Below are 22,213 nucleotides of genomic sequence, written 5' to 3' on the forward strand. Positions count from 1 at the left end.
GGGTGGGGCCCCGGTCGTGTCCCAGCTCCCCGACCACCTCGGCCTGAGCCCCTTCCGCCAGCGCTCCCCCTGGATCGGGGGGGATCTGCAGACCCTGCGGGACACCCTGCGTCCCCTGCGCTTCCCCCCCGATCGGGCCGAACCGCTGACCATCCCCCTGGCCGATGGCGGCCAGCTGCTGGGGCTGCTGGACCGCCCCTCCGGCGCCGCGCCGGCCGCCCTGGTGCTGGTGATGCACGGGCTGGGGGGCTCCAGTGACGGCCCCGGCCCCCGCCGGCTGGCCCTGGCCCTGGTGGCCGAGGGGTTCGCCGTGCTGCGGCTCAACCTGCGGGGGGCCGGGCGGGGCCGGCCGCTCGCCCGGGGCACCTACTGCGCCTGCTGCAACGAGGATCTGCGCCCCGCCGTGGCCCTGGCCCGGCAGCTCGCCGCCGGCCGGCCCCTGTTCGGCGCCGGCATCTCCCTGGGCGGCACGGTGCTGCTCAACGGCAGCCTGGCCGGGCTGGCCTTCGATGGCCTGGTCTGTGTCAGCAGCCCGCTGGAGCTCCATGTCTGCGCCGTCCAGTTCGAGCGCCGCCGCAACAGGGTGTACCAGCGCTGGCTGATGCAGCGCCTGCGGGAGCAGACCCTGGCCGACCCGGGCGGGCTGCAGGAGGCTGAACGCCGAGCGCTGGCGGGACCCGGCCGGGCCCGCACGATCCGGGCCTTCGATGCGGCCATCACCGCCCCGCGCTGGGGTTTCGGCTCGGTGGCCGCCTACTACGACGCCGCCAGTCCCCTGGCGCCCCTGATCGCGGGCCGGTCCCTGCCCCCCACCCTGCTGCTCCATGCCGGCGACGACCCCTGGGTGCCGGCCAGTCCGCTGCGCCAGCTGGCGGCCGCGCTGTCCGGCCGCGCCGGCGCCGGCGCAGCACCGGTTCCCACGGTGGTGATCACGCCCCATGGCGGCCACAACGGCTTCCATGCCCCCGGCGACGGATTGGCCTGCTGGGCCGATCGCCTGGCGGTGAGCTGGCTGAAGCGCCTCAGTCAGGCGGAAGCGGACGGCTGAAGGGTGTGCGCCGCACGATCCACTCCTCGATCGGCACCCCGCCGATGACGTGCTCGTGGACGATGCGCTCGATCCGCTCGGGGGTGACACCCCCGTAGGTGAGGCCTTCCGGCCAGATGAGCAGCACCGGGCCCTCGCAACAGACGCGCAGGCAGTCGGCCTTGGTGCGCAGCACCACCCCATGGGGACGGCCGGGGTCCTCCAGGCCCAGGTCCCGCACCAGCTGCTTGAGGCGGTTCCAGCTGGCCGCACCGACGGCCGGATCGCCGCAGAGCGCCTTGGTGGGGGTGGCGCAGAGCAGCAGGTGGTGCTGGACCCCGCTCACGCCGGCAGGGCCGGCGCCGGATGGCTGCGGAGCGCGGCGGCGGCTTCGCGGGTGGCCTGGCGGGCCCAGCCGTCCACCGCCAGCACGTCGTCGAGGCTGGGGGTGCCGTGGTGATCGGCGCGGTGGCGGTCGCAGACCCGCTCGATCAGCTCGGGGATGGCCAGGAAGGGGATCGCCTCCTCCAGGAACAGGGCCACCGCCTGCTCGTTGGCGGCGTTGAGCACCGCCGGCATGGTGCCTCCGGCCCGGCCGGCGGCGTAGGCCAGCGCCATGCAGGGGTATTTCTCCCGGTCGGGGGCGCGGAAGGTGAGCTGGCCCACGGCGGTGAGATCGAGCCGCCGCCAGGGGGTTTCCAGCCGTTCCGGCCAGCTGAGGCAGTAGAGCAGGGGCAGCTTCATGTCGGGCCAGCCCAGCTGGGCCAGCACCGAGGAATCGGCCAGCTCCACCATCGAGTGGATGATGCTCTGGGGGTGGATGACGATCTCGATGTGGTCGTAGTCGAGGCCGAACAGGTAGTGGGCCTCGATCACCTCCAGCCCCTTGTTCATCAAGGTGGCCGAATCCACCGTGATCTTGCGGCCCATGCTCCAGTTGGGGTGGCTGGTGGCATCGGCCACCGTGGCCTTGGCCAGATCGGCGGCGGGCCAGTCGCGGAAGGCGCCGCCGGAGGCGGTGAGCTGGATCCGCCGCAGACCCGGGGTCGGCACGCCGGTGGAGAGGCGGGCGGTGTCCGCCCAGGGGGTGCCCTGCAGGCACTGGAACAGGGCCGAATGCTCCGAGTCGGCGGGCAGCAGCCGGCTGCCGCTGCGCTGCAGTTCGGGCAGCACCACCGGGCCGGCGGCGATCAGGGTTTCCTTGTTGGCCAGGGCCAGGTCCTTGCCGGCGCGGATCGCCGCCAGGGTGGGCAGCAGGCCGGCGCAGCCAACGATGCCGGTGACCACCAGATCGGCGCTGGACCAGGCCGCCGCGGCACAGAGGCCGTCGGAGCCCCCCAGCAGCTCGGGCAGACGGGCGGGACGCCGGGCCGGTTCGAGGTCCGCCAGGCGGCCGGCCAGTTCGCCGAGCCGGCCGGCATCGGCCAGGGCCACCACCTCAGGCGCGTGGCGCAGGATCTGCTCCACCAGCAGATCCAGGTTGTTGCCGGCGGTGAGGGCCACCACCTTGAAGCGGTCGGGGAACTCCTCGGCGATCTCCAGGGTCTGGGTGCCGATCGATCCGGTGGAGCCCAGAACGCTGATGGCCTTCACGCGCGGCTCCCCCATCGGGTTCGTGGGCTCCCAGTGTCCCATCCCCGGCCGCCGTCCTCGCTGGCTTAACTGGGGCCACACCGATCCCTTCCCATGTCGTGGCTGCAGCGCTGGAACTTCATCGAGCGGGCCCGGATCGAGCGCCAGCTCTGGGAGGCCTTCGAGCGCCGTGAGGACCTGGAGGCGCTCGTGGAGGACTGCCGCCGGGCGGTGGCGGCGGGCGACGGGGAGCGGGCCTTCCAGCTGGAGGTGTGGCAGACCACCCTGCAGCGGATCCGCAAGATCGAAACCCTGATGGCGGGCAAGCAGCCTGAGTGACGGCCGAGGGGTGCAGGGCGTCCCGGCGGTGATCAGCTGGGCGTGCCGCAGGGGGCTCCGTTCCGGGTCCCGTTCCGCTGCCAGGCCTGCTGCACCAGGGGCCACACCGCATCGGGCGGCAGGCCGTCCATGCAGGCGTGCCGCTCCAGCGGGCAGGCGGGGTTCTCGAAGCGCACCTGGAGGCAGCCGCCGCAGCGCTGCCGGCTGCGGCTGACCCAGACGTGGTCGGCCCGGGGGGCCCAGAGATCCCTGGGGCTGGCGCCGATGCCGTCGGCGTCGGTGCCGAACAGGGCCACCGTGGGGCAGCCGGCGGCGGCGGCCAGGTGCAGCGGGCCGGAATCCACGGCGATGCAGAGCCGGCTACGGGCCAGGGCGCCCACCAGCGCCGGCAGGCTGAGGCGTCCGCGCAGATCCCGCACCCCGGTGCGGGCCAGCAGGGCCCGCTCCAGTCTGTCGCCCGGCCGGCGCGCTTCGGCGGGGGGAGGGCCGCCGATCAGGCCGATTGATCCGGCCGGCAGGCCCATCTCCCGGTGCAGGCGCTCGAGCAGGACCAGCCAGTGCTCCAGGGGCCAGAGCTTGGCGGGCCGCTCGCCGTTCACGGCGATCAGCACCGGCGGCAGCCCTGGCGGAGCGGGCTCGGCGGGCAGCTCCAGCTGCTCGAACGCCGTGTCGACCCAGGCGATGCGGCAGTGCAGTTCGCGGATGCTGTTGCTGCCGATCCAGCCGCGGTAGCGCTCCACCAGGGAGGGACTGGCCCAGTGGGGATCCAGGGCGAGGGCGTGGAGGGGGTGGTCGCCGTCGGGGATCGGCGCCGCTCCGACCACGAAACGGGGCTCCAGGGCCTGGGCCCAGGCGGGGCTGTGGGAGGCGTGGCCGTCGGCGTTGATCACCAGATCCACCCCGTCGCCCCGTCCCTGCTCCGGGAGGGTCCGGCGCCACTGCCGCAGGGCCGGCAGGGCCGCCGGGCCCTGCTCCGCCAGGGGAAGGCTGGCGTCGATCCAGGGATTGAGCCGCTCCAGCTCCCGGGTGCGCTGGCTGCCCACGTAGGTGATCAGGGCATCGGGATACTTGTGGCGCAGCCCCCGCAGCAGCGGCTGGAGCACCACATAGTTGCCCAGCTTGGCGGCGCCGAGCACCACGATCCGGGGCCGTGGGCCGAGATCCTCGTCCCGGAAGCGGCGCATCAGGCGGGGCAGGGTGTTCACGGCCGCCCCGCGCCGACAGGACCGACGGGTTCAGGGGCCGGCGCAGGGGCCGCTTCGAGGTCCCACTGGCTCAGCCAGCGGCGCATCCAGGTGCCGCGGTGGGGCTGGTCGAGACGTCGCCGGCTGTGGAGCCAGAGGCTGTTGAGCAGGAAGGTGGTGCGATTGCAGGCCTTCAGCCGGGCGTCGCTGGCGATGGTGGCGCTGGCGACGGGGTTGGCCTGCTGCTGCCGCCGCTGCAGGGCCTCCGGGGCGATCCACTCGATGGTGGGGCAGCCGCGCAGGCGCTCGGCGTAGTCGAGGTCTTCGCAGTAGGCCGGGTGGAAGTTGGCATCGAACAGGCCCACCCGATTCCAGGCGGACGGGGTGAGGGCGAAGGCGGAGAACTCCTGGGGGGCCGGCAGCAGCGGCAGGAACTGGGGACGGGAGGGATCGACGCGCCCAACCACTTCCGCCAGCACGCCCGGGGCGAAGACCACGTCGTTGTTGACCAGCAGGGCGAAACCGGCCTCGGGAAAGGACGAGAGGATCGCGTTCCAGCTGGAGGCGACCCCCTGGTTGACGAAGGGCCGCGCCACCCGCACCCGGGCGACGCCGGCGGGGGGCTGGCGCTCCAGCCGGGCCAGCAGCCGCTGCAGCGCGTCGCTGTCGGCCAGCCCGGAGCCGATGCTGTTGTCGACGATGGCGAGGGTCTCGACGGGGTGGTCGAGGCTGTCCAGCAGGCGCTGCAGCAGATCGGGGCGGTTGAGGATCGGGACCCCCAGCAGCGGGATGGCGCCCGTCGCGGTGGTGTGGGGGGTGACGCCATCCAGCCGCCGCCAGAAGTCGTCGACGGGGGAACGGTCTCCGCTGAGGGAGGCGTACTGGGCCAGGCAGCCCCAGAGGTCGGGATTGGTGAGATCGCGGCGGCTGGGGCAGGCGGGCAGGTCGGAGAAGTAGGTCTTGCTCCAGAGAAGGAGCAGGGACCTGGCGGCGGCCAGGTCCCCCTTCTCCAGGCAGGTGACGTAGTTACGGGCGAATCGGGCCTGTTCCAAGGTGACCACGGGTGGCTGCTGGGGTCATCAGCCGAAGGTGATGGAGTCGCCCTTGGTGGAGATGAAGGCCGTCTGGCTGTCATCGAAGACGTATTCTTCGCCGCCGATGATGAGCAGGTCGCCATCGCCGGCCCCGAAGATCTGGGTGCCGCTGCCGATGTCCCCCTTGCTGAAGAAGGAGACCTGATCGACGTTGGCATCGTTGCCGAGATCGATCCAGGTGTTCTGCACCCGGGCGGAGAAGTCCAGCACATCGGCGCCCTGGCCGAGCAGGACAGTGGAGTCGGAGACCCTGCCGCCGAAGATCAGGGTGTCGTCGCCGGCACCGGCACTGATTCGGACGGAATCGGCCCTGTCGGTGATGGTGAAACTGTCGGCACCGCTGCCGGCGGTGAAGGTGGTGTTCTTCAGGGCTCCGGTGATGGCGGTGTTGTCACCACTGCCCAGGGAGATGGTGCCTCTGTTGATGTCGGTGGCGATCAGGGTGTCGTCACCAGCGCCGGTGCTGATGGACGTGTTTCTGGCGTCGCCAGTGAAGATAACGGTGTTGTCATCGGCGTTTCCGAGGTAGGAAGTGTCCTTGGAAGCACCTGAAAACGTGGTGCGGGTGTCACCGGAAGAGGACTCCCTGATGCCGACATCCTCAATGCTGCGGCCCTTGTTGGGGAAGACCCGCGAGTTGGTGACGTCACCGGTCTGACTGGTGAAGACCCGGGCGCCGCTGCTGGTGGTCTGGGTGAGCGTCGTGCCGGGGTCTGGCACGAAGATCGAAAGGGTATCGGAGGAAGCCATTCGACAAAAGATGCCGGTTATTTGATCGAGACCCTAGGGGGCTGGTTTGGGGGTTATGTGTATCCCAGGCTTCGTTTTCCGTCATACTTCTTGAACAATTCACCACGAAAGGTTGAAACCTTAACGCCGACTTTGTTCTGACTTTGTTGCATCGATGCTGTCTGCACCAAGGCCTTCAGGAGATACATTGTTGCCGCAGCCTGGTTGCAGGTTCAGGATTCCTGTCATGTCAGTCCTTCCCGGCGATTTCGACCTGGATCAGGTCCTTCAGGAAGCGGAGGCGGCGGAGCGCCGGCAGGAATGGTGTGAAGCCGCCTGCATCTATCAGGAGCTGGTCGGCTCCGCTGACGCGCCGGCTCCGCTGCTGCTGCGGGCCGCCAATGCCCTCTGGCTCTCGGATCAGCCGGAGGAGGCCCTGGAGCTCTACCGGCGGGCGTCCCTGCTGCTGCCGGACAGCCCCGCCCCCTTCATGGGCCTGGGCAACAGCCTGCGGGATCTGAACCGCTTCGAGGCGGCTGACCGGGCCTTCCGGGCCAGCCGCCAGCGGGGGGATGGCCCGGCCCTGGCCTGCAACCATGCCACCCTGCTGATCGGCCTGGAGTCCTACGACGAGGCCTATGGCCTGGCGGAACGCCGCTTCGAGCTGCCCGGCATGGGCCCCGGACCGGAGGGTGGCGTGGCGGCGGTGGTGGCCAGCGCCCCGGTGCTGCATGTGCGCACCGAGCAGGGCCTGGGTGATGGCCTCCAGTACCTGCGCTGGATCCCCCCGCTGCTCGAGCAGGCGACGGCCCGGGGCCAGTCGGTGGTGCTGGAGGTGGAACCGTCGCTGGTGGCGCTGCTGCGCCGGGGTCTGGCCTGGCTGCCCCAGCCGCCGGAGGTGCGCGCCAGGCCAGAGCCGGGCGGCGACGATTCGCTTGGGGTTGGCACGGGCGGCGACGGGCTGGAGCCAGCCCCTGCCCGGGACCTGGTGAGCCTGCTGTCGCTGCCGGCGGCCCTCGGCGGTGCCCCCTGTCCCCAGCCCCCGGGGCCGGATGGCCGGGGGACTTACCTGCGGGGGCTGGCCCCGGCCAAGCCCGCCGACGGCTGGGGCCGGCCGCCACGGGTGGGTCTCACCTGGGCCAGCGGCCGCAAGCTCGCCGACGGCTTCACCCGGCGGGAGTACCGCAAGCGCACCCTGCCGGCCGCCGCCCTGGTGCGGCTGGTGGAGGGGCTGGTGGCCCAGGGGTGGGAGCCGGTGCTGCTGCAGCAGGGCGAAGACCGGGAGATGGCGGAGCCCGTGGCCCCCCTGTTCGGCGATGCCATCCCCCCGGACGGCGACTTTCTGGCCACGGCCGGGGTGCTGGCCAGCACCGATCTGCTGATCACGGTGGACACGGCCATGGCCCACCTGGCCGGTGCCATGGGCCATCCGGCCTGGGTGCTGCTCCCCTTCAGCGCCGATCCCCGCTGGCTGCGGCAGCGCCAGGACAGCCCCTGGTACCCGAGCCTGCGCCTGTTCCGCCAGGGCGAGGATCGGGACTGGCTCCCGGTGGTGGCGGCGGTGCTGCAGGCGGCGGCGGTCGAGGCAGCGGCGGCGTTCAGGGCAGCAGCCGCAGGCTGAGGATCAGGGCCTCGAAGGCCTCGGCGGCCCGGTTCACCTCGTAGCGGGCGGCGACGGTGGCGCGGCCGGCTTCGGCCATCGCCGCGAAGGCGGGCGGATCGGCGAGCACCGCCAACAACACCTCGGCCAGCCGGTCGGGGTCGTTGAAGGGCACCAGCAGCCCGTTGTGGCCGTGCTGGATCACCTCATCCAGCGGCGGGTTGTCGGAGCCCACCACCAGGGCGCCGCAGGCCATCGCCTCCAGCACGCTCCAGGAGAGGGCGTAGGGGTAGGTGAGGTGGACGTGGGCGGCGCTGATATGGAACAGGGCCAGCAGCTCGCGGTGCGGCAGGGGCGGCAGGAAATGGACCCGATCCAGGGGCAGTTGGTGGCCGAGCAGGGCCAGCAGTTCCCCTTTGTGGCCGTCGGGATGGGACGAGGGCGCCCCGTAGCCGCTGTCGGTGCCTCCCACGATCACGGCCCGGGCGTCCTGCCGGGCGGCGAGCACGGCGGGAAGGGCCCGCAGGACGCTGCGGAAGCCGCGCAGGGGCTCGAGGTTGCGGCTGGCGACGGTGATCACCGGATCCCCCTTGGTCAGGGTCGGGCCGCCCTCCAGCCGCAGGCTGATGGGGCCGGAGGCGGGGGCTGGCAGGGCGATGCCTTCGTGCAGCACCTGGAAGCGGCTGCGCAGGTGCGGCGGGAAGGTGTCGCGGGCGAAGCGGGTGGGTACGACGCAGGCGTCGGCGTCGGCCACCGCCGCCAGGCCCATCAGGTTGCCCCGGCGCCACTGGGCCCGCAGGGCGTGGGAGGGTTCGCCCAGGTCGGCATCGAAGCCGTAGCCGAGCAGCAGCGGGGTGGCGTAGAGCTCGGGGTAGGCGATCAGCACCGCCTCCGGCCAGATGTCGCGCAGGTAGAGCAGCTCCCCCCAGCCGCTGTGGCCGATCACGGCGTCGGGGCGGTAGCCCTGCTCCCGCAGCTGCAGGCAGCGCTCCTGGACCCGGGCGGCCCGGCGCAGGTTGGCCTCCAGCAGCGGGTCGGCCAGCCCGGCGGGGAGCACCGGCGCCTGCCAGTCGTAGTGGAGCCGGGGGACTCCGGCCCTGGGTGTGGCGCCCAGGCCGAGCACGCGATGGCCGCGGCGTTCGAGGGCGGGTGTCAGATCACGAAACTGGCCGGGATGGTTCTGATGGATCAGCAACAGTTCCATCTGACAACGCTATTACAATCCCGCTGCAAGTACCTGACCTGCGTCATGTCGCTCTGGAGCCGTCTGTTCGGACGCCGGGATACGGTGAGTTGGGGTGAAAGAAAGCCTGAAAAAGATGGTGGTCTTCTGGATACTCTGGTGAGTGATCCTGGCACCGTCCCGATGGAGATGGATCGCCGGCCCCAGATCACTCCCTGGTCGGCGGCGCGGCTGGGCACGATCTTCATGGATTACGCCCATGAAGCCACCCCCTCACGGCTGGCGGAGGCCCGGCTGGCCCGCCAGTGCCTGTCGAAGTTCTGGCTGAGTGCCCCGATCGATGCCCTGGAGCTTCTCTATGGCTCCGCGGTCGGTGACAGCTACCGCCGGATGATCGGCAGTGAGCTGGCCAGCCAACCGCTGCTGCGCGATGAGGAGGCCTGGAGGGACCATCTCTCCGAGCGCCTGTCAGGCGGCTTCGATCGCCCGGAAATGGCCAACATCGTGCTGGCGGTGATGCCCTATTTCCGCCGCGGCAAGATGAAAGTGCGCAACTGCGAACAGAATCTGCCCAGCTGGCTTCTTGAGGATTACGCCAGCCTGTTCGAGCCGGAACTTCTGCCCCGTTTGCGCCAGCCCAGCCCCCTGGAGCGCAAGGCCCTGGCACCGGCGGGGGCGGTGCGGGCGGCGGGTGTGGAGCCCGAGACAGTGCCGCCGCTGCCCCAGTTGTCGTCGTTCACCGGCGCCCAGGCCCTCCAGCTCACCGGCAGCGAGGAGTTCCTCACCCGCCTCAACGGGCTGGTGAACCTGTTCGAGATCGACCCCGACGATGGCGCCATCCGCCAGGAACTGGGCAGCTTCCGGCGCCAGCTGGGCCAGATCTGGCTGGACACGCCCGAGGAGCGGCTGCAGCCCCTGTTCGAGAGCACCTTCGGCGACCTCTACCGCAAGTTCCTGCGCAGCGGCTATGCCGCCACCCCCCTGGCGGAGGAGGACCGGCAGCTGCGCTCCCAGCTGGCCCACTACGTGCGCAACATGACCCGCCCCAAGGCCACCCAGGTGGTGCTGGCGGTGCTGCCCTTCTACCCCCCCGGCAAGATCGGCTTCGCCGGCGGCGAGCAGTTCATGCCCCAGTGGCTGCTGGGGGCCCTGCCCAGCCTCTACGTGAAGGGCTGAGGGACCCCGGCCCGCTGGCCCCATGGCCATGGGCCGGCCTCATTCGTGGAACTCCTTCCACAGCAGCCAGTAGGTGAGGTAGCCGAGCAGCGGCACCAGCAGCATCGGGGCCAGGGCGAGCAGGGTCACCACGGGTGGCAGGTGCAGCAGCAGCCAGAGCAGCACCAGCCCGTAGGCCAGGAAGGCGATGGTGATGGCCAGCCAGCGCTGCCGCAGCCGCTCCTTCCAGCGCAGCCGCCAGGCCTTGAAGCGCCGGCGCCGGCGTTGCTCGGGTGGCACGAAGCGCCACCAGTCGCCCTGGGGCCTGGTGCTCAATTGGATCGCAGGCGCTGGAGGTTGCGGCGCTGATCCTCGAACAGGCCGGTGAGCAGGCTGATCACGCGCCGTTCCCGCAGCTTGATGTCGGCGGTGAGGGCCATGCCGGCCTGGAGCGGCACGCTGCCCTTGTCGGGCAGGGGGATGGTCTGGCGCCGGAGCTGGAGGATGACCGGGAAGTGGAGACCCTCCGCCTGGGTGCCGAGCACCTGGGTCTGCTCCTCGGGAGTGAGGGCATCGGAGCCGATGCGTTGCACCGTGGCCGGCACGTAGCCGAAGCTGTTGGCAGGGAAGGTCTCGATCGAGAGGTCGGCGCTCTGGCCCACCTGGACGAAGCCGATGGCCTTGTTGGGCAGGTAGACCTTGGCCCGCAGGGAGTCCTGGGGAACCACCTTCAGCAGGGGCGTCGTCTCGGTGGCGCCGACCACGCTGCCGGCACTGGCCTCGATGTCGAACACCAGGCCATCGGTGGGAGCCGTCAGCACGCCGTACTGGATCTGCAGGCGGGCCTGGCGGATCTGGGCGTCGAGATCGCTGATCTGGCGCAGGTTGGTCTCGATCGTGGTGCGCAGCTCCACGTCGGTGCCGGAGCCGGTGTTGACCAGCTGGGAGCGGAGCCGGGCGATCTCACGCTCCTCCTCGGCCACGCTGGTCTGGAGGTCCTGCATCCGGTTGCGGGCCTCGAGCAGCTGCACCTCGCTGACGGCGCCGTCGCGTACCAGGGACTGGTAGCGGCGCTCGATGTCGCTGTAGATGCGCAGGGAATCGCGGTAGCCGGCCAGGCGGGTGCTGCTCTTGGCCAGCTCCTCGCGGGCGGCCTCGAGGCGGCTGTTGAGTTCGCGGGCGCGATCCTTCAGCTGGCTGCGCTGGTTGGCGGTGAGGCCGGCGGTGGCGGTGTCCTCGCCGAGGGTGGCGCGGGCGACGAGGTTCTCGTTGAGCAACCGCTCGCGGATGCTCTCGGCGGCCGCCAGCTTGCTGCGGGGCTCGCGCAGGTCGAAGCGGATCAGGGGCTGGCCCTTCTTCACCGACTGGCCCTCCTTCACCAGCACCGCCTCCACCACGCCGGGGACGGGCGAATCCACGTCCTTGACGCTGGTGGAGGGTTCGAGCTTGCCCGGGACCGCCACGGTTTCGGCGATCGGCGCGGCGACGCTCCAGAGGCCGAGGGCCACCACGCCCCCCACCCCGGCCCAGACCAGCAGGCTGGAGCTGCGGCGGCTCTTGCGCAGCACCACCGTCTCGCGGAACGACCATTCACGCGGGGCGTCGCCGTCGGCGGCCGCCAGGCCGGCGCCGAAGGGGTGGTCCGCCTCCGGGGCGGCCACGGGGCTCCCCTCGGCCGGGGCCCCGGGGGTGGCTGGGGTGGTCGCGGCTGGTGGGGCCACCCCGGGGGAAGCCGCGCTGGGCGGGGCGTTCCGGCCCACCAGATCGACCCGCACCGGCATGACCGGGCGGCGACTGGCCCGGGGGGAGCGCAGCCAGCCGACGCAGTCCTCCATCAGGGCCACGAGCCGGGAGGCGGGATCGGCGGAGCGGGGTGGGGTGGCCATCAGCTGAGTCCCTCCTGGTTCTGGCTGCGGTAGAGGGCGTAGTACCAGCCGCGCAGCTGCATCAGCTGGCGGTGGCTGCCCTGCTCCATCACGGCGCCGCGGTCCATCAGCACGATCAGGTCGGCGGGCTGGACGGTGGAGAGGCGGTGGGTGATGAAGAAGACCGTGCGACCCCGGAAGGCCTCGAACAGGTTGATGCACACCTGCCGCTCGGTGGTGGCATCGAGGGCGCTGGTGGCTTCGTCGAGGATCAGCAGGCGGGGGTTCTGGAGCACGGCCCGGGCCAGGGCGAGGCGCTGGCGCTGGCCGCCGGAGAGGCCGGCGCCCCGTTCGCCGACGCTGGAGTTGTAGCCCTGGGGCATCTGCATGATGAAGTCGTGGGCGCAGGCGATGCGGGCGGCGCGCATCATCTCGGCGGCGGTGGCATCGGGCTTCACCATCAGCAGGTTCTCGCGGATGGTGCCGTCGAACAGGAGCGAATCCTGGGGCACCACACCGATCTGCCGGCGCAGGGAGTAGAGCTCCACCTTGCCGATGTCCAGGCCATCGATCAGGACGCTGCCCCGTTCCGGCGCGTAGAAGCGGGAGAGCAGTTTGAGCAGGGTGGATTTGCCGCTGCCGGAGCCGCCCACCAGGCCGACGAAGGAGCCGGCGGGGACCTCCAGATCCACCCCGTCGAGCACCATCGGGCCCTGGTCGCTGAAGCGGAAGCCCACATCCACGAACTGGACCCGGCCCTGGAGAGGGGGCAGGGGGATGTTGCTGGCCTGCTCGCGGGTCTGCTCGGTGTCGCGGTCGACCACATCGGCCACCATCCGCAGGGCCTGGGTGTTGAACTGGAAGTCCTGCCAGGTGCCCACCAGCTGCACCAGGGGCTGGCGGATGTAGCCGGAGAGGATGTTGAAGCCGAACAGGGCGGCGAGGCTGAGGTCGCCCTTGATGATCAGCCAGATCGCCACGGCGATCACCACCAGCTGCCCCAGGTTGCTGAGGAAATTGGAGAGGTTGGCGATCGATTCGCGGGTCACCTTGAGCTTGAAATCCTCACCGATGTAGGCGGCGTAGCGGTTCTGGAATTCCCAGCGGGTCTTGAGTTCGGCGTTCTGGGATTTGATCGTCTGGATCCCGGTGATGGCTTCGGTGAGGAAGCTGGAGGCGCGCACGGCCTGGGCCATGGTGCGGTTGATCTGGCTGCGCACCAGGGGATTGCTGACCAGGCCCACGGCGGCGATCAGGGGCAGGGTGGCCAGGGTCACCAGGGTGAGCAGGGGACTGATCGCGAACAGGATCGCGATGTAGATGAGGCTGAAGGCGAAATCCACCAGGGTGGGCAGGGTCTGGCCGAGCAGGAAATCGCGCAGGCGGTCGAGCTGGGAGAAGTAGAAGGTGATCCGGCCGACGGGTCGGGCATCGAAGAAGCCCTGGGGCAGGCGTACGAGGTGGTCGAGGATCGTCGCCTTGGCGTCCAGGTCGATCCGGTTGGCCAGGTCGGTGAACAGGAAGCTGCGCAGGGTCTTGAAGATGCTCTCCACCAGGGCGGCCAGCAGCATCACGCTGGCGATGCTCACCAGGGCGCCGATGTTGCGGCTGGCGACCACGCTCTGGATCAGCACCATCAGGCCGAGGGGGAAGACGAGCCGCAGGGCGTTGATCACCACCGAGGCCACCAGCACCTCGATCAGCTCGCGGCGGTGCTGGCGCAGGAAGGGGGCATACCAGCTCCAGTCGAAGCGGCGCTGCTTGGCATCGGGCTTGCGGTCGAACAGCAGCAGCTCCACCAGGCCCCCCTCGTGGGTGACCAGCTCCTCGGCCGGCACCAGCAGGGCGCCGAGTTCGGCTTCCAGCAGGCGGGCGCGGCCATCGGCTTCGACGCCGTCGAGCAGGCCGAAATGGCCGTTCTGGTACAGGAGGGCCGGGGCGGGCACCCGCCCCAGGCGGCTGGCGGGCACCCGGGAGAGCACCACCCGCAGGCCGAGGGTGTCCATGATCTGGCCGATGTTGACCAGGTTGAGCCGGTCCTGGCGCTGCAGGATGGCGTCCACCTGATCGGCCAGGGCATCGCGGTTCAGGGGCACCCCGAAGTAATCGGCCAGGGCCTGGCAGAGGGCGATGGGCACGGCGCGGGGGCCGCTGGCCCGGCCCAGCACCAGCTGACCGCTGCGGTCCGCGGCCCGACGGGGTGGGGGCTCCACTGGCGGGGCGTAGCTGGCGCCGGCCCCCTCCACGCTGGGGAGCAGGGTCGGGGGGAGGGGGTCGGCGCCCAGGGTGATCGGGGTTTCCGCCTCGTGGGGGATCGCCAGGCCCACCAGCCGCAGCCAGGGGGCCTCGGGGCCGGGGGCCGCCAGGGGTCGGTCGGACCAGGGCTCGGCCAGGGGCAGGCCACTGCTGGCGTACCAGCGGAAACCGGGGGGCAGGCCCAGCTCCGTGGGGCCGCCGGGCCGCAGGCTGCGGACGCGCACCTGGTCGGCGGGCAGGGGCCAGTCGTCGAGGAGAGCTTCACCGAGGGGATCCCGTTTCGCCAGGGCCAGCAGCAGGGTGTGGAGCTCGGCGGCGCTGGGCCGGTTGGCGAACCAGGCGGCGAAGTCAGGATGGCCCCCAAGCAGGTCGCGGAAGGCGGCGGCGGGGAGCTGCAGGGCCTCCACGTCGGTGGTGGCGCGCAGATGTTCGCAGGGATCGCCGCGCAGCAGGCCGGCCCAGCCCGCCAGGGAACCGGGACCCAGGCGTTCGATCGTGCGCAGCCCACGGCCGTTGGGGCTGGGGCCGAGGCTGCGCAGCTGGCCGCTGCAGAGCAGCAGCAGGCCTTCGGGCAGCACGTCCGGGCGCAGCACGGTCTGGCCGATGCGGAAGCGGAGGGGCTCCAGCAGCGGATCGATCGCGTCGCGGCGGGCGGGCGGCAGGCGGTCGAAGGGGCTGAAGTCGTTCAGCAGGCCGCTGATGGCCCCGGGGGAGGAGGTCATGGGGTGCCGTCCTCCTGCAGCAGGGCGAGCATCGCGTCGAGGGGCGGCAGCGGCTGGCCTTCGAGGAGGAGCCGCACCCGCTGCTCGAGCCATTCCTCGAAGAGTTCGCCCATCATGCGTTCCCTGGTGGCTTCGTTCAACTCGGCGGGCAGGAACTGTTCGAGCCTCAGCACCACCCAGCTCTCGCCCGCTTGAAAAGGTTCGAACAGCTGGCCGGGGCGGCCGCGGCGCAGGCGGCTCACCAGGCTCTGGTGGCCGGTGGCCAGGGGCAGGGGGCCGATCTGGCCGCGGCAGTGGCGCTCGGGGCCGCTGGAGTGGAGCGGGGCGAGATCGGCGAAGTCGGCTTCCCCTTCGGCGATCTGGTGATGGAGCTCGGCGGCGAGGTCCTCGCCCTCGACCCGCAGCAGGGAATAGACCACCTGGTCGAGCTCGGGCTTGCGCTGCAGGAAGCGCACCTCCACCTCCTCGTTCCAGCGGCTGCGCACCAGGCGCTGCAGGCGCTGCTTCTGGGTGGCGAGGATGCGAAGGTCGTCGAAGACCAGGCCGCGCTCCTGCAGCCAGCCGGGCACCTGGTCGTCGTCGGTGATGCCCCGGCGCTCCAGGAACGCCGCCATCAGGGCCTTCTCCTCCTCGATAGGCAGGGGAATGGCGTGCACGAGCTGGTCGAGCACCCAGGCGCGGGCCAGGGGTCGGGCCTGGCTCTGCTGGCGGATCAGGCGGTTGAGTTCGGAGAGGGCCAGCCAGGGGCGGCCGGGGGGCAGCTCCACCACGGCCGGCTCCCGCAGGCCGGACAGGGGTTCGGGCAGGGTGTCGCGGGCGGTGCTCATCACGCGGGGCTCCGGTGGGGCAGATCGAGGCGGGCCAGGGCGTCGGCCATCAGGGCCCGGCCGCGCTCCTGGCTCCAGGTGGTGCGGGCATAGGTGAAGGCGGCGGCACCCATGGCGCGCCAGGCGTCGTCGTCGGCGATGAGGTGCAGCACGGCCTCCCGCCAGTCCGCGGGACTGCGGGCGATCAGCACCTCCTGGCCGTGGCGCAGGCCGGTGGCCTCGGCGGCCAGGGGGCTGAGCACCTGGGGAATGCCGTGGGCGGCGGCGGCCACCACCTTGCCCTTGAGGCCGGCGCCGGAGCGCAGCGGGGCCACGAACAGGCGATGGCGGGCGTACACGGTGGCGGGATCGGCGACCCAGCCCTCGACGATCACCCCGGATTCGGCGCCCCAGCGGGCGGCGGTGGTGTCGTCGAGGCCGCTGCCGTACAGATGCAGGCGCAGCTCGGGCCGCTGCTGGAGCAGCAGGGGCCACACCTGCACCAGGAAGGCCTCGACCGCGTCCCGGTTGGGGGGGTGGCCGTAGCTGCCCAGGAAGGCGAGGCCGCTGCGGCCCTCGAGGGGGGCGGGGGCCTCCGGGCCCTGCACCACCCAGGGACAGGGGGCGGTGGCGGCCTCGCCGAGGGTTTCGGCCTCGATCACCGCCCGTTCCACCTCCGAATAGCTGAAGGTCAGGTGCACCTCCCGCATCACCGCCAGCTCCTGGCGCTTCACCTCCTCCACCGCTTCCAGGGCGCGGCGGGCGGCGTCGCCCTCGAGTCCCTCGGCGCGGGCGGCGCGCAGCTGGCGCAGGTGGTGCAGGTCGGCGTTGCAGAAGATCAGCCGGGCCTGGGGGGCATAGCGATGGATGAGCGGCAGGGCCTGGGCCGCCACGGTGTGGCGGGTGAGATAGATGAGCTCGAACTCCCGGCCCCGCTCCCGCAGGAACGCCTCGAGCGAGAGCACGAACGGGGCATGGATCAGCTCGATGCCGCGGCGCTGGAGCTCCTCGCTGTAGCTGGCCAGCCAGGCCAGGTTGAGGGGCAGGAGCGTCACCTTCCAGCCCAGCTCCTGGAGCAGCCCCATCTCGACCAGGGCCGCATGGCTGCCGGCATCGCGATCGGGCCGGGGGGTTTCCTGATCGAGGCAGAGGGCGCGGCCGAGGATGCCGCGGTCCTTGATGGTTTCGGCGGCGGCGTGGCCGGGCTCGCGGCTGCCCTCGAAGGCGGCGGCCCACTTCTGCTGGAAGACGGGGCCGTGGACCGCCTGGAAGCGCTTCAGCCCGCTGGTGGCCTGGGTGTCGGTGCCGCAGCTGAGGCCCTCGTGGTGGATCACCCGGGCCAGGGGGCTGTAGCGCACGGTGTGGCCCGCCTGGCGCACCTTGAAGGCCAGGTCGGTGTCCTCGTAGTAGGCGGGGGAGAACTCCGGGCTGAAGCCACCGATCCGCTTCCAGAGCTGGAGGGGGATGGCGAGGGCGGCGGCGCTGACGTAGTCCACCTGGCGGGCGTAGGCGACGCGGGGGTCGTGGGGGTTGCCCCCGCGGCCGTAGTTCCAGGGTTCGCCGTTGCCCCAGACGATGCCGCCGGCCTCCTGCAGGGTGCCGTCGGGGTAGGTCAGCTGGGCCCCAACCATGCCGGTGTCGGCCCAGCGCTCGAAGGGATCGAGCAGTTCCTCCAGCCAGCCGGCGCAGGGTTCGGTGTCGTTGTTGAGCAGCACCAGGAAAGGGGCGCGGGCGGCGGCGGCGCCGCTGCAGCAGGCCTGGTTGAAGCCGCGGGCGAAGTCGTGGCGGATCAGGCGCACCCCGGGGGCGTCGGCGGTCAGGGCCTCGGCGGTGCCGTCGCTGGAGCCGTCGTCGACCACCACGATCTCGAACGGGATGCGGGTGGGGGCATAGGCGATCGCCGCCAGGCAGCGGCGGGTGACGCCGTACTGGTTATGCACCGGGATCACGATCGACACGCGCGGATCCGCCGCGATCGGCAGCCGCAGGGGTTGGCGCACCGTGGCGCTGCCGTCGGGTCCCGGTTCGCTGGGGCCGACGGCTACCGGCGCCCCTTCCGTGCGGGGCAGGGGGAGCTCGAGCAGGCGCTGCAGCAGGGGCAGGTCGGGGGGCAGGGGCGTGCCGTCCCTGTCGGCCCAGGCGAGCCAGGTGCGCAGGCTGCGGTAGCGCTCGCGGGCGAGGGGGGAGAGCTCGTCAGGGAAGGGGGGCCGGGCATGCCGCTGCAGGGCCGCCCAGGGGGTGAGGTGGAAGGGGAGCAGCTCGTAGCGCTGGTCCAGCACCAGGCCGGCGGCAGTCTCCAGCTGGAGATGGTGCACGGCGCCGTCGGCGAGGGCGGCGGGGAGCAGCAGCTGGAACGGCCAGGGAGCCTCCGGCAGCGGCTCGGGGGGCGTGATGGGCAGGCAGGTGCCACCGTCGAGGCGCAGCTGCAGGGGCTCGGGACCGCGGCCCCAGCCGTGCAGGAGCGGCATCTGCAGCTGGGTGAGGGCGCCTTCGCGGATGGGACCGTGGCGGCGCTGGTGCTCGATCCGCCCGTGGGTGGCGGCATCCAGCCGCAGGGGACTGCCGGGCAGTTCGGTCCCTGTCCCGTCGGCGAGCACCCGCAGCACCAGTCCCTGGGAGAAGGGGGGCAGGGGGTGGGTGGGGCCCCACCAGAAGCGGAAGCCACAGGGCTGCTCGATGCCCAGGGCGAGCAGGTCGGGCCGCGCCTGGATGGCCATCAGCTCGGCGATGACCCGTCGCTGGCCGGGATCGAGCAGATCCTCGAGCACCAGATGCAGACGCAGGGGGGCCGCCTGGCCCTGCAGGGGCCAGGGGCAGGCCCAGCCGCTGAGGCCGCCCTCGGGGCTCCAGCCCTCGAGCCGGCCCACCAGCCCAGGGCGCCGCAGCTCCGCCAGGGAGGCGGTGGAATCTTCCAGGGTGCCGGGCGGCTCGGCGAGCATCGCAGCCATGCTGGAATCGTTGGCGGAACGTTATTGCCGCCCTACCGCTTTGTCTCGTGTCGCCATGGACAGCGCCGGCGGCGGTGGCGGCGAGCCTGGCGTCTGGGTGCCGCTGCGGGTGCTGCGGCAGCTGGATCTGCCCCCTGCCGCGCACCACCGCCTGATCGCGGCGCTGCGGGCCGAGACGGCGGGTCGGGCGCCGGAGGATCCCCTTCTGGGGGAACTGACCGAGCTGGCGGCGGTGGCCCTGCGGGAGGCGCTTGAGCGACAGGAGCCGGAGGCGGCCCTGACCGCCCACGACCTCCTGCTGGCGCACGTGATCGAGCTGGCGCCGGCGCGGCCGGAGGTGGCGGCGGTGCTGTGGGAGCGCTACGGGGATCTGCTGGGCCAGCTGACGGTGCAGGTCCATGGGCAGGTGATCCCCCGCGATGGCCAGACGCCGGACTTCGGGGCCCCCGAACGGGCCGGCGACGGGGCGCTCTGCCTGCGCATGGCGGAGGTGCTGGAGCGGGCGGCGCCCCACCCCTGGCCCGTGCCCGACTGGCTGCCTGTGCTGGAGCAGCAGCTGGTGCAGCACGGTGCCCTGGCCTTCCAGCAGCGGATCGGCACCGATGGGGCCGCCGCCGGGCCCTGCCTGGATCTGTTTCTGCGGCTGAGCCGGCTGCTGGATCCCCTTCCGGACTGGGTTGTGGAGGGCTGCCGCAGCGCCATGGCCCGGGTGATCGAGGGGCTGCCGGGCGCCGGCGGGATCAGCGCCAGCGAACTGGCCCAGCTGGTGGCAAGGGTGGGCCGGCTGCCGGTGGCGGCGGAACGGCGACCGGCCTTCGAGGCGGCGCTGCTGCGGGCGCGCTTCAGCCTGGAGCTGCTGCCCCAGGGCCGCGGCGTGGCGGGCGGCGCCCCCGGCGAGGTGCTGGAGGCGGAGTGGCTCGACGATGACGACGACGGGGTTGGCGCCGCTGCGGCCTTGCCGCCCCTGCGACTGGTGGCGACGGCGGCCGATTTGTCGCCGGCGCGGGAAGTGTTTTCCCTGGCGCCATTCCTCACGGGCGACGGGGAGGGGGCGACCGGGGCCCTGGCGGCGTTTCTGGAGCCCTGGCAGACCAGCGGCCGGCCGGCCGACAATCCGATCACCAGCCTGGTGGAGAGCCTGGGGGAGGGTGGGCTGCCGCCGGGCGATGACGCCCTGAGGGTGCTGCGGCGGGCGGCGACGCTCTGGCAGGAGCGGCTGGGGCCGCAGATCGCCCCGCTGCCGGCGGTGGAGTGGCGCCCCGGCGCCCTGGTGGTGGAGCTGGATCCGCTGGAGCTGCTGGTGCTGCGTCACGCCGGCGGGCCCGCCGAACCCCTGGAGGAGGCCCTGGCCGAGCTGCGGCGCCGCCACCACGACGACGCGTTCTGGGCCACTGGTGCGACCGATGCCGGGACGGCCCTGCCGGGGGCGATAGAGGTGCTGCGGCGCTTCGAGGTGGAAGGCGGCTTCTACGCGACGACCCAGGCGCCCCTCGACAGCCTGCGCCACTGGGCCCGGCCGGCGTTGCAGGCCCTGCTGCAGGCCCAGGTGTGGAGTGCAGATGCCGCGACCCAGGGCCTCTGGCTGCCCTGGGAGCTGCAGGGCCGGCCGGGCCGGCTGCGCCAACCCCCCCAGGGTTCCGCCTTGCTGGAGCTCCTCGGCGGAGCCGAGGTGGTGCTGGTGGGGCACGGCTGCGAGGCGCTTCAGGAGGCCCACCGGGCCGGCCGCCTGTTTGCGGGCGGGGCTTTCGGTCTGCGCTGTCTGGAGGTGCCGGAGAGCCGCCACCCCCACCGGCCGGCGGCCGGTTTCGAGCACAGCCTGGAAGCGCTGCTGGCGGACTTGGAGGCCCTCCACCGGGAGCGTCCGTTCACGGTGCTGCTGGCGACCGGTGGGGCCTATCGCCTGCCCCTGGCCCAGGCCATCGGCAGCCGCTTCGGAGTGCTGGCGGTGGCCGTGACCTCCCCCCTGGTGGGGTGGCTGGAGGACTGCCGACCATGAGTGAGCCAACCGGCAACGACCCAACCGGCATGACCACCGACTGGCAGGCGGTGATCGCGGCCCACCCGCTGGAGAGTCACGATCCGGCGGAGTGGCTGCGCTACGGGGTGGCCCTCAGCCAGCGGATCGAGCCCTCAGCCCAGGAGCGGCAGCAGCAGCAGCAGGCGGGGCTGGCCTTTGCCCACGCCGAGGCTTTGGGGGCGACGAAGGAGGCTGTGGCCCTGAGCCAGCGTCAGGCGACGCTGCTCAGCCTGGCGGAGGGCCTGGAGCTGGCCGGGGCCCCAGCGGCGGCGGACGCGCTGCGGCGCCGTGCCGGCTGGGGATGACGGCCGGATCGGGGTCGAGCACGGAGAGCCACACCCAGTTCCCGTTGATTCGGACCAGAGGTGTTCGGGCTGCGAATGGTTCCGGGTTGTGTACAGCCTGTACAGACTTCATTGGCGCCAACGCGAGGCAAGCAACCCCCTGTGATGCGGGTCTGCAGCCGTTGCGGAGCCGTTCCAGCGCGGAGCGTCGGACGTCCCCGATCGGCTGCTCAGCCCCCGCAGATGGTCAGGCCCGGCATCAGACGACAGAGCGGTTGATGCCGGGGAGGACGGACAGGCCGAGCAAAGCCAAGAACGGGATGATGGCGCCGCCGGCCACCCCTCCCTAGCCTTCAGCCCATACTGGCGAAAAAGCCTTGGTGCAGGCAGGAATCCGCCCGCAGCTCATGCCCGGCGAGAAGGTGCTCGCCCTGCACGATCTGCAGCGCAGCTACACCAGCTTCGAAGCGTTTCAGCCGGAGCTCGCCGACCTGCTCCAGCAGGGAAGCCTGCTGGACGAGTGCGTCGCCGTGACGCAGACGCTGGGACTGCTCGAACCCCTCACGGGCGAGCACATCCCGCCGGAGGCGCTGCAGATCCAGGGGCCGAACTATCGGGAATCCCTGGTGGCCAACGGCCTGCTGAGCCGCAACCGGGCCGTGCTTCGGGTGCTGGAGCAGGCCTGTGGATCCCTGGACGCCCTGGCCCGCCAGGAGGTGTACCTGGCGGAGGCGCTCAGCGGCCTGGCCCTGTGGCTGCAGCGCCGGCTGGGGGCGGGCTCGCTCGTCTGCAGCGAATACCTGGAGGGCGCGGAACTGGCCGGCAGCGATCTCCTGCACCAGGACCTCTGCGCCCTGACGTTCCCGGAGGCCCGCTTCGACGTGGTGCTGTGCAACGAGCTGTTCGAGCACGTGCCCCAGCTGGAGGTCGCCTTCCGGGAGATCGCCCGGGTGTTGCGGCCGGGTGGGCGGCTGGTGGCCACCTGCCCGCTGGCCTTCGGTCAGCGGGAATCGATCGTGAAGGCCCGGCACAACACGGAAACGGGTCTGCCGGAACTCATCGGGGAGCCCGAGCGCCATGGCGATCCGATCCGGCCGGTGGGCGGCTCGCTCGTGTACCGGATTCCTGGCTGGGAAGTGCTCGACCAGTTGCGCGCCGCGGGCTTCGCCGAGGCGCGGATTCACCACATGGCCAGCTGGAAGTACGGGGTGCTCGGATCCGATCTCCCCGGGGTGCTGGTGATCGAGGCACAGCGGTAGGCCCGCAGCGGATCCGATCCCATGGTTAACACCTCTCCCATGCAAGATTAAGCCCTGGATCATCCTTCCAACATCCGATGAACCACCAGAAACAGGTGACGACTCAGACATGATCGACTAATGTAAATTTACATATTCATGCCAGCCATCTGTTGGTTTGTTCTGAACTGTGC

At 71.7% G+C, this 22,213-nt stretch carries 18 protein-coding genes; 7 read left to right on the forward strand and 11 right to left on the reverse strand.

Going from position 1 to position 22,213, the window contains the following annotated elements; all coding sequences use genetic code 11:
- Positions 1 to 16: 16 nt before the first annotated feature.
- Positions 17 to 1,048, forward strand: coding sequence for a YheT family hydrolase (locus tag KUG39_RS00085; RefSeq protein ID WP_216911927.1), 1,032 nt, complete (start codon positions 17 to 19; stop codon positions 1,046 to 1,048).
- On the opposite strand, the gene KUG39_RS00090 is transcribed toward KUG39_RS00085, so the two are convergent.
- Both KUG39_RS00090 and KUG39_RS00095 read right to left on the reverse strand, forming a co-directional pair.
- Positions 1,023 to 1,373: a (2Fe-2S) ferredoxin domain-containing protein gene (locus KUG39_RS00090; protein ID WP_216911929.1), complete on the reverse strand. Its 351-nt coding sequence runs from the start codon at positions 1,371 to 1,373 to the stop codon at positions 1,023 to 1,025. The two genes, KUG39_RS00085 and KUG39_RS00090, sit on opposite strands and share 26 nt — an antisense overlap.
- The gene (locus tag KUG39_RS00095) at positions 1,370 to 2,620 is read right to left on the reverse strand and encodes a 1-deoxy-D-xylulose-5-phosphate reductoisomerase (protein WP_216911973.1); all 1,251 of its coding nucleotides are present in this window, start codon (positions 2,618 to 2,620) and stop codon (positions 1,370 to 1,372) included. The genes KUG39_RS00090 and KUG39_RS00095 overlap by 4 nt, the downstream gene beginning before the upstream one ends.
- A 93-nt stretch (positions 2,621 to 2,713) precedes the next feature.
- Here KUG39_RS00095 and KUG39_RS00100 point away from each other — a divergent pair, with 93 nt between their 5' ends.
- On the forward strand, positions 2,714 to 2,938 hold the full coding sequence (locus KUG39_RS00100) for a hypothetical protein (protein ID WP_094583937.1): 225 nt from the start codon (positions 2,714 to 2,716) through the stop codon (positions 2,936 to 2,938).
- A gap of 32 nt (positions 2,939 to 2,970) precedes the next feature.
- Here KUG39_RS00100 and KUG39_RS00105 read toward each other — a convergent pair whose 3' ends face one another.
- The 3 genes from KUG39_RS00105 to KUG39_RS00115 are packed head-to-tail and all read right to left on the reverse strand — an operon-like array spanning position 2,971 to position 5,966.
- Positions 2,971 to 4,143, reverse strand: a complete 1,173-nt coding sequence (locus tag KUG39_RS00105) for a glycosyltransferase family 9 protein (protein WP_216911931.1) — start codon at positions 4,141 to 4,143, stop codon at positions 2,971 to 2,973.
- The gene (locus tag KUG39_RS00110; protein WP_216911933.1) at positions 4,140 to 5,183 is read right to left on the reverse strand and encodes a glycosyltransferase family 2 protein; all 1,044 of its coding nucleotides are present in this window, start codon (positions 5,181 to 5,183) and stop codon (positions 4,140 to 4,142) included. Before KUG39_RS00110 ends, KUG39_RS00105 begins: the two co-directional genes overlap by 4 nt.
- An 18-nt stretch (positions 5,184 to 5,201) precedes the next feature.
- Positions 5,202 to 5,966 (reverse strand): hypothetical protein, encoded by a 765-nt coding sequence (locus KUG39_RS00115; protein WP_216911935.1) that lies wholly within the window; start codon positions 5,964 to 5,966, stop codon positions 5,202 to 5,204.
- Positions 5,967 to 6,192: 226 nt separating this feature from the next.
- On the opposite strand from KUG39_RS00115, the gene KUG39_RS00120 reads away from it, so the two are divergent.
- Positions 6,193 to 7,566, forward strand: a complete 1,374-nt coding sequence (locus KUG39_RS00120) for a glycosyltransferase family protein (protein WP_216911937.1) — start codon at positions 6,193 to 6,195, stop codon at positions 7,564 to 7,566.
- On the opposite strand, the gene KUG39_RS00125 is transcribed toward KUG39_RS00120, so the two are convergent.
- A complete protein-coding gene (locus KUG39_RS00125; protein WP_216918170.1) occupies positions 7,544 to 8,740 on the reverse strand; it encodes a glycosyltransferase in 1,197 nt (398 codons plus the stop codon). The genes KUG39_RS00120 and KUG39_RS00125 overlap by 23 nt on opposite strands.
- A 147-nt stretch (positions 8,741 to 8,887) precedes the next feature.
- On the opposite strand from KUG39_RS00125, the gene KUG39_RS00130 reads away from it, so the two are divergent.
- The gene (locus KUG39_RS00130; protein WP_216911939.1) at positions 8,888 to 9,904 is read left to right on the forward strand and encodes a hypothetical protein; all 1,017 of its coding nucleotides are present in this window, start codon (positions 8,888 to 8,890) and stop codon (positions 9,902 to 9,904) included.
- Positions 9,905 to 9,943: 39 nt separating this feature from the next.
- Here the strand turns inward: KUG39_RS00130 and KUG39_RS00135 are convergent, their stop codons facing one another.
- Genes KUG39_RS00135 through KUG39_RS00155 form a run of 5 tightly spaced genes read right to left on the reverse strand, consistent with a single transcriptional unit; the run spans position 9,944 to position 18,480 of the window.
- Positions 9,944 to 10,219, reverse strand: a complete 276-nt coding sequence (locus tag KUG39_RS00135) for a hypothetical protein (protein WP_094583944.1) — start codon at positions 10,217 to 10,219, stop codon at positions 9,944 to 9,946.
- Entirely contained in the window at positions 10,216 to 11,769 is a 1,554-nt protein-coding gene (locus tag KUG39_RS00140; protein WP_216911940.1) for a beta-barrel domain-containing protein, read from the reverse strand. The genes KUG39_RS00135 and KUG39_RS00140 overlap by 4 nt, the downstream gene beginning before the upstream one ends.
- A complete protein-coding gene (locus tag KUG39_RS00145; RefSeq protein ID WP_216911941.1) occupies positions 11,769 to 14,726 on the reverse strand; it encodes an ABC transporter transmembrane domain-containing protein in 2,958 nt (985 codons plus the stop codon). The genes KUG39_RS00140 and KUG39_RS00145 overlap by 1 nt, the downstream gene beginning before the upstream one ends.
- The gene (locus tag KUG39_RS00150; protein WP_216911942.1) at positions 14,723 to 15,553 is read right to left on the reverse strand and encodes a peptidylprolyl isomerase; all 831 of its coding nucleotides are present in this window, start codon (positions 15,551 to 15,553) and stop codon (positions 14,723 to 14,725) included. Before KUG39_RS00150 ends, KUG39_RS00145 begins: the two co-directional genes overlap by 4 nt.
- The gene (locus KUG39_RS00155; RefSeq protein WP_286192800.1) at positions 15,553 to 18,480 is read right to left on the reverse strand and encodes a glycosyltransferase; all 2,928 of its coding nucleotides are present in this window, start codon (positions 18,478 to 18,480) and stop codon (positions 15,553 to 15,555) included. Before KUG39_RS00155 ends, KUG39_RS00150 begins: the two co-directional genes overlap by 1 nt.
- Positions 18,481 to 18,535: 55 nt before the next feature.
- Here KUG39_RS00155 and KUG39_RS00160 point away from each other — a divergent pair, with 55 nt between their 5' ends.
- The 3 genes from KUG39_RS00160 to KUG39_RS00170 all read left to right on the forward strand — a co-directional run bounded on the left by KUG39_RS00160 (position 18,536) and on the right by KUG39_RS00170 (position 22,040).
- Positions 18,536 to 20,476: a hypothetical protein gene (locus tag KUG39_RS00160; RefSeq protein WP_216911943.1), complete on the forward strand. Its 1,941-nt coding sequence runs from the start codon at positions 18,536 to 18,538 to the stop codon at positions 20,474 to 20,476.
- Positions 20,473 to 20,802, forward strand: coding sequence for a hypothetical protein (locus KUG39_RS00165; protein ID WP_143593990.1), 330 nt, complete (start codon positions 20,473 to 20,475; stop codon positions 20,800 to 20,802). Before KUG39_RS00160 ends, KUG39_RS00165 begins: the two co-directional genes overlap by 4 nt.
- Positions 20,803 to 21,161: 359 nt before the next feature.
- Positions 21,162 to 22,040, forward strand: a complete 879-nt coding sequence (locus tag KUG39_RS00170; protein WP_353617255.1) for a methyltransferase domain-containing protein — start codon at positions 21,162 to 21,164, stop codon at positions 22,038 to 22,040.
- The last annotated feature ends 173 nt before the right edge of the window (positions 22,041 to 22,213 follow it).

Source organism: Synechococcus sp. CCAP 1479/10 (assembly GCF_019038515.1).
Taxonomy (GTDB): Bacteria; Cyanobacteriota; Cyanobacteriia; order PCC-6307; family Cyanobiaceae; genus Cyanobium.

Coding starts and splice junctions, on each gene's coding strand:
- KUG39_RS00100 (WP_094583937.1), top strand. CDS start 2,714: ATGTCGTGGCTGCAGCGCTGGAACTTCATCGAGCGGGCCCGGATCGAG.
- KUG39_RS00115 (WP_216911935.1), bottom strand. CDS start 5,966: ATGGCTTCCTCCGATACCCTTTCGATCTTCGTGCCAGACCCCGGCACG.
- KUG39_RS00120 (WP_216911937.1), top strand. CDS start 6,193: ATGTCAGTCCTTCCCGGCGATTTCGACCTGGATCAGGTCCTTCAGGAA.
- KUG39_RS00140 (WP_216911940.1), bottom strand. CDS start 11,769: ATGGCCACCCCACCCCGCTCCGCCGATCCCGCCTCCCGGCTCGTGGCC.
- KUG39_RS00145 (WP_216911941.1), bottom strand. CDS start 14,726: ATGACCTCCTCCCCCGGGGCCATCAGCGGCCTGCTGAACGACTTCAGC.
- KUG39_RS00150 (WP_216911942.1), bottom strand. CDS start 15,553: ATGAGCACCGCCCGCGACACCCTGCCCGAACCCCTGTCCGGCCTGCGG.
- KUG39_RS00155 (WP_286192800.1), bottom strand. CDS start 18,480: ATGGCTGCGATGCTCGCCGAGCCGCCCGGCACCCTGGAAGATTCCACC.
- KUG39_RS00160 (WP_216911943.1), top strand. CDS start 18,536: ATGGACAGCGCCGGCGGCGGTGGCGGCGAGCCTGGCGTCTGGGTGCCG.
- KUG39_RS00165 (WP_143593990.1), top strand. CDS start 20,473: ATGAGTGAGCCAACCGGCAACGACCCAACCGGCATGACCACCGACTGG.